The following is a 9,016-nucleotide window of genomic DNA, read 5'->3' on the forward strand; positions in this document are numbered from 1 at the left end:
CGGACAACCTCCTGGCCGACCGAGACCGCCGGACCATGGCCGAGCGCATCGAGCCCATCGCATTCGAGGCTTTCCATCGAGCAAAGACATATACGAAGCGGCTACTCAACGACGGCGGCATCTCCCCGAATCTCGCAGTGGCCACGTCCACTCGTGCACCTGGTTTCCGCATGCTCGGCAGACTTCGCGACTCCCCGTACTCCTACCGGTTCACCGTCGATGAAGTCCCGCCGTACCTTCCTCTCGACTGGTTCTCGGACCACTTCACCGACCTCAGAACTCAACTCCCCGACGCCACATACCGCGACGACCGCCTTATCCGCCGCGGAGCGTCGCTCCGCCTCGCGAACTGGTCACAGGGCTCACGTGGCCGGAGTGTGCGGAAGTGTTGGACGTCGGCAACGGCGTGGGGAGATACACGCGCAACGCGCTGGGCCGCCGACTCACCGAGAACCGACTGGGGTCGGCCTTCACCCGAGCCGTCGATCAAGTCGCCAAGCGACTCGTCGTCTCGGCCCATCGGACGAACTATGCCAACCGACGCCGCAGAATGGCACGTTGGAGCATGGGCGACACCCACTGGTCCCGCCTCTTGAAGAGCTGCCTGGACTCGCGCGCATGCGAGCCACGGCAGATCCCCGCATCGCCTCGATCATCGTCTGGAGCGACGTCACACGGGCCGAAGCCCCGCAATGCCCCATCGTCAGGAAGGAGCGCGGCAGAGGAGACGCCCGACTGCTCACCTCCCGCACCAGCGCACTCCACGAAGCCGACGTCGGCCGCGGCGAACGATTCCGCCTGCGCCAACGCCTCAGCCTCTACGCGACGCAACTCGCGGCAGCCTGCGACCAGAATCAGCCCCTGTGCGTATCCGTACGCGCGATCGTCGCGGAAGAGACCCGTACTCGCCGCACGGCCCAGTTGCGCTGACTCTGAGGAATTAGCAGGTCAGCGGGTCTAGGACGCCAACAAGCCAAGCCCATCGCGCGTCAGGCCAAGCGCTCCGCTCAGTGCCAACTATCCCGCTTTTGTGCCAACTAAAAGGCTTCGTCACAATCCGTCAGCGCCGCACGCGCGGCATCCCCAGCCCGATCCACGAGATGATCTCCCGCTGGATCTCGTTGTTGCCGCCGCCGAAGGTGAAGATGACCGCCGAACGGTAGCCGCGTTCCAGTTCGCCGTGCAGGACCGCGCCCGCCGAGCCCTCCTTCAGGGCGCCGGGGGCGGCGACGATCTCCATGAGCCAGGCGTAGGCGTCGCGTCGGGCCTCGGAGCCGTACACCTTGACGGCGGAGGCGTCCTGCGGGGTGAGGGTGCCGTCCTGGACGGCACCGACCATCCGCCAGTTGAGCAGCTTCAGCGCGTCCAGCCGGGCGTGGGTCCGGGCCAGGAGGCGGCGCACCCAGGGCAGGTCGGCGACGCGACGGCCGTCGGCGAGCTTGGTCTCCATCGCCCAGCGCTGCACGTCGTGCAGGGCGCGGATCGCCATGGTGCCGTGGGCGGCCAGGGTCACGCGTTCGTGGTTGAGCTGGTTGGTGATCAGCCGCCAGCCCTGGTTCTCGGCGCCGACTCGGTGGGAGACGGGGACGCGGACGTTCTCGTAGTAGCTGGCCGTGGTGTCGTGCGAGGCGAGGGTGTTGATGAGGGTGCAGGAGTAGCCGGGGGCGGTGGTCGGCACCAGGAGCATGGTGATGCCCTTGTGCGGTGGGGCGTCCGGGTCGGTGCGCACGGCCAGCCACACCCAGTCGGCCGTGTCGCCGTTGGTTGTCCAGATCTTCTGGCCGTTGACGACGTATTCGTCGCCCTCCAGTACCGCACGGGTCCGCAGTGACGCGAGGTCGGTGCCGGCGCCGGGCTCGCTGTAGCCGATGGCGAAGTCGATCTCGCCGGAGAGGATCCCCGGCAGGAAGTGGGCCTTCTGCTCGTCGGTGCCGTACCGCATGATCGTCGGGCCGACGGTGTTCAACGCCATGAGCGGCAGCGGGACGCCGGCCTGGGCGGCCTCGTCGAAGAAGATGAACTGCTCCATCGCGCTCAGGCCGCGCCCGCCGTACTCCTTCGGCCAGCCCACGCCGAGCCAGCCGTCCGCGCCGAGCCGCCGGATGGTCTCGCGGTAGAACCGCTTCTGGGCGGCAGGGTCGCCGTGCCGGGCGTACACGTGGTCCGGGACCAGTTGGGCGAAGTAGGCGCGCAGTTCGGTGCGCAGCCGCTGCTGCTCGGGCGTGTATTCGAGGTGCACGGCGCCTCCAGGCTCCCAAGGCCGGTCCTGTCGGCGCACACGGTAGAACGTGTTGCAGAAATTGGGAATGGTGAGTGAACGGGGAACGGCCCTCCTCAGTTCAGCGTGGCGAGGAAGTCCGTGCACGCCCGTGCGCACGCACGGCACGCCGCCGCCGAGTCCTCCGCCCCCGGCTGCCGGTCGAAGACGTGCGCGGCCTCCAGGCACACGGTCCGGCACCACTCCACCTGGACGCGGATACTGGTCTCGTCCACCTGGTTCTGTTCGGACAGCACACGGCAGGTCGCGTCACAGACCTCCGCGCACATGATGCCCTTGCGTCGTACGAGTTCCTGGTTCTCGGTGCCGTCGGGATCCACGAGGCTCGCGCGCAACGCGCACGCCCGGGCGCACTCGGTGCACGCCTGGGCACAGGCGAAGCGGTCCTCCAGGAACCGGAACAGCTCCTGCTGGGATGTCGTCACACCGCGCGGGTAGCCCCGCCGATGCCGGTCAAACCCGCTGCCGCCAAGGGTTCCGTACGGTTTTTCGGCCCCGTCGGCCGGGCACCCGGCAGGCCCGGGAACGACGACGCACGGAGGTGAGTCACATGCCCGGGCGAGAGGAACTTCCGTCGACCCTGGAGCGCTCCGCCGAGGAGGCCCAGCGCACGTGGATCAAGGCGCACGACTCGGCCGTGGAGCAGTACGGCGAGGGCGAGCGCGCGCACCGCGTGGCCTTCGGGGCGCTGAAGCACACCCATGAGAAGGTCGGCGACCACTGGGAGCGCAAGGAGGGCGGCCGCAAGGGCCCCTCCGACCCGCGGTCGGCCCGGCCCCGGCAGCAGGGCGGCCGCAGCGGCGAGGGCGTCGACGAGCGGGCCTCGAAGGAGCACCTGTACGACCTCGCGAAGCGGCTGGGCGTCGAGGGGAGGTCGCGGATGTCGAAGGCGGAGCTGCTGGACGCCGTCCGCAAGGAGAACCGGTCGAAGACCCGGGCCGCACGGTCGGGGTGAGCAGGTTCATGGGGACGACCAGGGGTACCCGCGAGCCATGAATACCGCATGGATGGAGATGGCCGCGGGCGGGGACGCCCCCGGCTTCGGGTTCGTCGTGACGGGTCTGGCGGTCGTGGCCCTGCTGCTGGGCGCCTTCATCCTGGGCCTCCGGCACAAGCGTCGGCGCCCGCCGCGGCCCGAGGAGCAGCCCAGGCTGCCCGACGGGGGCCCCGTCCGGGAGACGAGGGAGCGGAGGGAACCCGACGAGGTGCCCCGGGGCGAGGGCCGTCTGACGCCGCACGAGATGCACGGCAACCAGAGCGACCGGAGGAGCCCCACCCAGGAGCGCCCCCGCTGGAACGAGGGCAGCAGCGGCTCGTTCGGCAGTGGCGGCCCGGGCGGCCGCTGACCCCCGCCCCGCGCCACTCCGCTCCGCACCCCACGTCGTACGTGAACCGTCATACGCGCACGTCGTACACGCCGTACACAGGGAAGTGAGAACCATGGCCGATCCCGCCCGCAACACCCTGCCGCTGCCGGACTACGACCATCTGCCGATCGGCGGCCTGGAGAGCCGGGTGCGGTCGCTGTCCGCGGACGAGGTGGAGGAACTGCTGGCGTACGAGCGGTCGCACGCCGACCGGCTGCCGGTGACCGAGCTGCTGGGGTCCCGTCTCGAGCAGTTGCGCGAGGGCGCGGAGCCGACGTCCGGCGACCCGGGCGCCCTGCGTCCCGAGTCGGGCGAGGGGCACGGAGGCTCTCCGGTGTCGCCCGCCACGTCCCCGCAGCCGTTCAGCCCGCCGCCGCACGGCACCCCCGACCAGCGGGGCAAGCCGAAGGGTGACCGCACGTAGGCGTCACCGCCGAAGAGAAGGGCCCGTGCCTGTGCACGGGCCCTTTCGCGGTGCCGGCGGTGCCGTGGGACAGCCTTCGGCCCCCGGTGAGACGCCTCCGAAACATTCCCTTCACTCGGGAAGTATTTAGGGGTAACGACCACTGCCTACCGTGCCTGCCTTGTCAGTTCCCAACCCGCAACAAGGAGGCGTGGCATGAGTACCGAGCCACGACTGGCCGAGGTCGCCGAGCCGGAACCCGCGCAGAAGGCGGCACCGGGCGCCGACCAGGCCGTCAAGGAGACCCTCGAGGACTACACGCTGCGCTTCGCGCCGCGCAGTTACCGGCGCTGGACCCCGATGGTGGTGGCGACGACCGCCCTCGGCGGCATCGCCTACATGGCCGACTTCTCCATCGGGGCCGGCATCGGTCTGGCCCACGGCACCGGCAACGCGCTGCTCGCGATCGCCGTCGCCGCCGTCGTCATCTTCGTGACCGGCTTCCCGCTGGCCTACTACGGGGCCCGCTACAACATCGACCTGGACCTGATCACCCGTGGCTCGGGCTTCGGCTACTTCGGCTCGGTCCTCACCAGCGTCATCTTCGCCAGCTTCACCTTCATCTTCTTCGCCCTCGAAGGCTCGATCATGGCCCAGGGCCTGAAGCTGGGCCTCGGACTGCCGCTGTGGCTGGGCTACTTGGTGTCCACGCTCATGGTCATCCCGCTGGTCATCTACGGCATGACGGCGCTGAGCAAGCTCCAGGTGTGGACCACGCCGATCTGGCTGCTGCTGATGGTCGGTCCGCTGGTGTACCTGGTCGCCACCGACCCCGGGACCGTCGACCGCTTCCTGGCCTACGCGGGCACCGACGGGGACGGCGGCGTCAACACCGCCTCCGTGCTGCTGGGCGCGGGCGTGTGTCTGTCGCTGATCGCGCAGATCGGCGAGCAGATCGACTACCTGCGCTTCATGCCGCCCAAGACCGAGGCGAACAAGCGGAGTTGGTGGACGGCCGTGGTGATGGCCGGCCCCGGCTGGGTGGTGCTGGGCGCGCTGAAGCAGGCCATCGGCGTGTTCCTCGCGGTCTACATCATCGCCGAGGTCGGTCCCACCGCCGCACCCGAGCCGATCCAGCAGTTCAAGCACGCCTTCGACGCGATGATGCCGTCCTGGATCGTCCTCCCGCTGGCCGTGGCCCTGGTCGTGATCAGCCAGATCAAGATCAACGTGACGAACGCGTACTCCGGCTCCCTCGCCTGGACCAACTCTTTCACCCGCGTCACGAAGCGCTACCCGGGCCGGATGGTCTTCGTCCTGGTCAACCTGGGCTTCGCGCTCGTCCTGATGGAAGCCGACATGTTCAGCTTCCTGAACGGCATCCTGGGCTTCTACTCGAACTGCGCGATCGCCTGGGTGGTCACCGTGGCCACCGACATCGGCATCAACAAGTACCTGCTGAAGCTCTCCCCGCACGCCCCCGAGTTCCGCCGCGGCATGCTCTACGCCGTCAACCCGGTCGGGGTCGTGTCCTTCGTCGCCGCCTCCGCGCTGTCCATCGCCATGTACTTCCACGCGCTGGGCGACACGCTCCAGCCGTACTCCCCCGTCGCCGCCGCCGTCATCGCGTTCGTCCTCACCCCGCTGATGGCCGTGGCCACCAAGGGCAGGTACTACCTGCGCCGCAGCGACGACGGCATCGCCGAGCCGCTCCTGGACGAGGACGGCAACCCCAGCGCCGTCACCTACGAGTGCCACGTGTGCCGGCAGCGGTTCGAGCGACCTGACGTGGCCGCCTGCCGGACGCACGACGCGGTCGTCTGCTCTCTTTGCCTGAGCACCGACAAGGTCGGGGACCACGTCCTGCCGGAGGCACCCGCCGCCGTCTGACACCCGTGGGGCGGAGGGCGCGAGGCGCTTCCGCCCCACGGCACGCTCACCGCGGCGACTCCGCCGCCGGCCTCTCGCCCACCTCCGCGGCCTTCCGCCGCAGCCAGCTGCGGGCCGCGTGCCCGCGCGGCATCCGCGAGACACCGCTGGGCCGCACCGGAACCGCCGACGGCGGCCTCACCGCACAGGTGGTACCAAGTCGGTCTCGGACGCGCTGTGCGAGCACCCGTAAAGGGGCGGCCTCGTGTACCGGGCGGCATACTGATCTCGGCTTGCGCAGTGATCAGGCCGATGGTCGGAGAGGAGATGACGGGACGTGACCACCGAAGGGCCGGGCGGCGGACGGGGAACTCCCGACGAGCCGGACGGCGCTCCCCCGGTCCCGGACGACGTGTGGCTGAGGTTCCTCACGGACAGCGAGCACGCCATACGCGCCTCCGCCCCCAGGGAGCCTTCCGCGAGGGAGCGGGCGGCGGGGCGGCAGCTCCAACCCCCGCACACCGTCGGTGACCTGTGGCAGCCGGAGGACCTCTGGGTCCGCGTGGCCTGGCGCGACCTGGACCGCCGTGCCAAGGCCCGGCGCGTGGGACGTGTCGTCGCCACCGCCGCCGCCGTGGCCCTGGCGCTGGGAGCCTGGTCCCAGTTGTCCGCCGGCGCGGGCACGGGCACGCGGCCGGGGACGGGCACCGTGCGGCAGGTGGAGGGGGCGACCGCGAGGCAGCCCACGGCCACTCCCTTCCCGTCCGGATCCGCCGTCCCGGTGCCCTCCAGGTAGCGCACGCACGACGGGTAGGGTCCCGCCCGGCCGCCTAGGATGAGCCCACAGGCCGGATCTGGGCGCTCGTCCGGGCGCGGCCCCCGCAGGCGGGTCTCAGGAACACGCACGCCGACGGAAGGGGGACAGACATGAGCGCGCCACGCCTCAGCAGTACGCCGTTGCCGGGCATCGGTGTCCGTTACGACCTGACGACCCGGGACAGCCGCCGACTGTCCGTGGTAGCCCACCGCGACGGCCACCGGACGATCAGCGCCTACCGCAAGGACGACCCCGACGCCTGCGACCTGTCGGTGCGTCTGACGGCGGAGGAGGCGGCGACGCTGATCGACGCGCTGATGCCCGCGCACCACACGCCGAACCTGCTCTCCACCACCGACCTGGGGCTCGTCGCCGAGCGGATCGAACTGTCCGGCTCCTCGCACTGGAACGGCCGGCTGCTGGGCGAGTCCCGGATCCGCACCGACACCGGCGCGTCCATCGTGGCGGTGCTGCGCCGGGCCGAGGCGATACCCTCCCCCGCGCCGGACTTCCGGCTCGCCGGCGGTGACACGCTCATCGTCATCGGGACCCGCGAGGGCGTGGAGGCGGCCGCCGCGATACTCGGGCGGGAGTGACCCGCCGTGCACTCCTCAGCGGTCTTCCTGATCGAGTTCGGCTGCCTCATCCTCGGGCTCGGGCTGCTCGGCCGCCTCGCCGGGCGCTTCAGCTTCTCGCCGATCCCCCTCTACCTGCTGGCCGGTCTCGCCTTCGGCGAGGGCGGACTGCTGCCGCTGGTCGCCAGCGAGGACTTCGTCGCCATCGGTGCCGAGATCGGCGTCATCCTGCTGCTGCTCATGCTGGGCCTTGAGTACACGGCCACGGACCTCGTCTCCAACCTCAAGACCCACTATCCGGCCGGGGTCGTCGACGCCGTCCTCAACGCCCTGCCCGGTGCGGTGCTCGCGTTGCTGCTCGGCTGGGGCCCGGTCGCCGCCGTCGTGCTGGCCGGTGTCACCTGGGTCTCCTCCTCCGGCGTCATCGCCAAGGTCCTGGGCGAGCTGGGGCGGCTCGGCAACCGCGAGACCCCGGCCATCCTGAGCATCCTGGTCCTCGAGGACCTCTCCATGGCGGTCTACCTGCCGATCGTCACGGCCCTGCTGGCCGGGGTGGGCCTGGCAGCGGGCGCGGTCACGCTGGCCATCGCCCTCGGGGTGGCCACGCTCGTGCTCGTCCTCGCGGTGCGCTACGGCCGCCACGTCTCCCGCTTCGTCTCCAGCGACGATCCCGAGAAGCTGCTGCTGGTGGTGCTCGGCGTGACCCTGGTGGTCGCCGGGCTCGCGCAGCAACTCCAGGTGTCCGCGGCCGTGGGCGCCTTCCTGGTGGGCATCGCGCTGTCCGGCGAGGTCGCCGAGGGCGCGACGAGCCTGCTCGCGCCGCTGCGTGACCTGTTCGCCGCAGTGTTCTTCGTCTTCTTCGGCCTGCACACCGACCCCGCCAGCATCCCGCCCGTACTGCTGCCCGCCCTCGCCCTGGCGGCCGTCACCACCGCGACGAAGATCGCCACCGGCTACTGGGCCGCGCGCCGTGCCGGGATCGGGCCCAAGGGCCGCTGGCGCGCCGGCGGCACGCTCGTGGCCCGTGGCGAGTTCTCCATCGTCATCGCCGGGCTCGCCGTCACGGCCGGCATCGAGCCCTCCCTCGGCCCCCTGGCCACGGCCTACGTTCTCATCCTGGTCCTCCTCGGCCCCCTGACCGCCCGCTACACCGAGCCCGTGGCCACCGCCCTGACCGGGCGACTGCGCCGGAGGAACGCCACGTCCCGCGGAAGAACAGCACCTGATCCGCCGGACTCCCACGAGACCATCGACGACCAGGACATCGTCGGCCGCACCTGACCGGCCGGCCGCAGCCGGACCGGGGCACCGACCGGTGCTCTCCCGGCAGTTCAGCCCCTGCCGCCTGGTCGCCGACGGCGTCCCCGTGCATGGGCTCGCCGCTCGCGTGCCGTACGGCTGAAGACGGGGCAGTTGCCTGGCGGGCCGCCTCCTGAAGTGCGGCACACGGCAGACCCAGCGGCCTGACGGCGTACGGCCGCACTACCGTGCCCCCCTACGGAGCCCAGCGCGGACCCTCCAGCCAGCGGCCCCAGCCCGCTGTGCGGAAGCGCGGCGCGCGGCACACCCCGCCAGCCGACGGCGCACGGCCACACCCCCGTACCCGCCCTACCAACACCCACCGCGCGAAAGGCCCCGTCAGCCCGCGGCATACGGCCGCGCACCCCTACCCACCATGCGGAAACCCCGCGCACCACACACCCGGCA

General features: G+C 70.9%; 10 protein-coding genes. 8 read left to right on the plus strand and 2 right to left on the minus strand.

Features of this window, described 5'->3' with window-relative positions:
* Positions 1-618: 618 nt before the first annotated feature.
* A complete protein-coding gene (locus tag AOQ53_RS33490; protein ID WP_059423018.1) occupies positions 619-930 on the plus strand; it encodes a hypothetical protein in 312 nt (103 codons plus the stop codon).
* Positions 931-1,060: 130 nt separating this feature from the next.
* Here the strand turns inward: AOQ53_RS33490 and AOQ53_RS33495 are convergent, their stop codons facing one another.
* Together AOQ53_RS33495 and AOQ53_RS33500 are read right to left on the minus strand one after the other, a co-directional pair.
* On the minus strand, positions 1,061-2,239 hold the full coding sequence (locus AOQ53_RS33495) for an acyl-CoA dehydrogenase family protein (RefSeq protein ID WP_059423020.1): 1,179 nt from the start codon (positions 2,237-2,239) through the stop codon (positions 1,061-1,063).
* A 95-nt stretch (positions 2,240-2,334) separates the two neighbouring features.
* Positions 2,335-2,703, minus strand: a complete 369-nt coding sequence (locus tag AOQ53_RS33500) for a ferredoxin (protein ID WP_059423021.1) — start codon at positions 2,701-2,703, stop codon at positions 2,335-2,337.
* Between the two features lie 125 nt (positions 2,704-2,828).
* Here AOQ53_RS33500 and AOQ53_RS33505 point away from each other — a divergent pair, with 125 nt between their 5' ends.
* The 7 genes from AOQ53_RS33505 (at position 2,829) to AOQ53_RS33535 (ending at position 8,590) form a co-directional block, all read left to right on the plus strand.
* On the plus strand, positions 2,829-3,233 hold the full coding sequence (locus AOQ53_RS33505; RefSeq protein WP_059423022.1) for a ChaB family protein: 405 nt from the start codon (positions 2,829-2,831) through the stop codon (positions 3,231-3,233).
* A 37-nt stretch (positions 3,234-3,270) separates the two neighbouring features.
* The gene (locus AOQ53_RS33510) at positions 3,271-3,624 is read left to right on the plus strand and encodes a DUF6479 family protein (RefSeq protein WP_059423024.1); all 354 of its coding nucleotides are present in this window, start codon (positions 3,271-3,273) and stop codon (positions 3,622-3,624) included.
* 94 nt (positions 3,625-3,718) lie between these two features.
* Positions 3,719-4,069 (plus strand): hypothetical protein, encoded by a 351-nt coding sequence (locus tag AOQ53_RS33515; protein ID WP_010044117.1) that lies wholly within the window; start codon positions 3,719-3,721, stop codon positions 4,067-4,069.
* A 195-nt stretch (positions 4,070-4,264) separates the two neighbouring features.
* Complete coding sequence (locus AOQ53_RS33520; protein ID WP_059423026.1) at positions 4,265-5,938, plus strand: purine-cytosine permease family protein; 1,674 nt, start codon at positions 4,265-4,267, stop codon at positions 5,936-5,938.
* A gap of 316 nt (positions 5,939-6,254) precedes the next feature.
* Positions 6,255-6,713, plus strand: a complete 459-nt coding sequence (locus AOQ53_RS33525) for a hypothetical protein (RefSeq protein WP_059423028.1) — start codon at positions 6,255-6,257, stop codon at positions 6,711-6,713.
* A gap of 131 nt (positions 6,714-6,844) precedes the next feature.
* On the plus strand, positions 6,845-7,330 hold the full coding sequence (locus tag AOQ53_RS33530) for a cation:proton antiporter regulatory subunit (RefSeq protein WP_059423030.1): 486 nt from the start codon (positions 6,845-6,847) through the stop codon (positions 7,328-7,330).
* A 6-nt stretch (positions 7,331-7,336) separates the two neighbouring features.
* A complete protein-coding gene (locus AOQ53_RS33535) occupies positions 7,337-8,590 on the plus strand; it encodes a cation:proton antiporter (RefSeq protein ID WP_059423034.1) in 1,254 nt (417 codons plus the stop codon).
* Positions 8,591-9,016: the final 426 nt, after the last annotated feature.

The organism is Streptomyces azureus (genome assembly GCF_001270025.1).
In the GTDB taxonomy this organism is placed as follows: domain Bacteria; phylum Actinomycetota; class Actinomycetes; order Streptomycetales; family Streptomycetaceae; genus Streptomyces; species Streptomyces azureus.

Bases quoted from the DNA above. Each gene is read 5' to 3' on its own strand.
- AOQ53_RS33505 (WP_059423022.1), top strand. From the start codon at position 2,829: ATGCCCGGGCGAGAGGAACTTCCGTCGACCCTGGAGCGCTCCGCCGAG.
- AOQ53_RS33515 (WP_010044117.1), top strand. From the start codon at position 3,719: ATGGCCGATCCCGCCCGCAACACCCTGCCGCTGCCGGACTACGACCAT.
- AOQ53_RS33520 (WP_059423026.1), top strand. From the start codon at position 4,265: ATGAGTACCGAGCCACGACTGGCCGAGGTCGCCGAGCCGGAACCCGCG.
- AOQ53_RS33510 (WP_059423024.1), top strand. From the start codon at position 3,271: ATGAATACCGCATGGATGGAGATGGCCGCGGGCGGGGACGCCCCCGGC.
- AOQ53_RS33530 (WP_059423030.1), top strand. From the start codon at position 6,845: ATGAGCGCGCCACGCCTCAGCAGTACGCCGTTGCCGGGCATCGGTGTC.
- AOQ53_RS33490 (WP_059423018.1), top strand. From the start codon at position 619: ATGCGAGCCACGGCAGATCCCCGCATCGCCTCGATCATCGTCTGGAGC.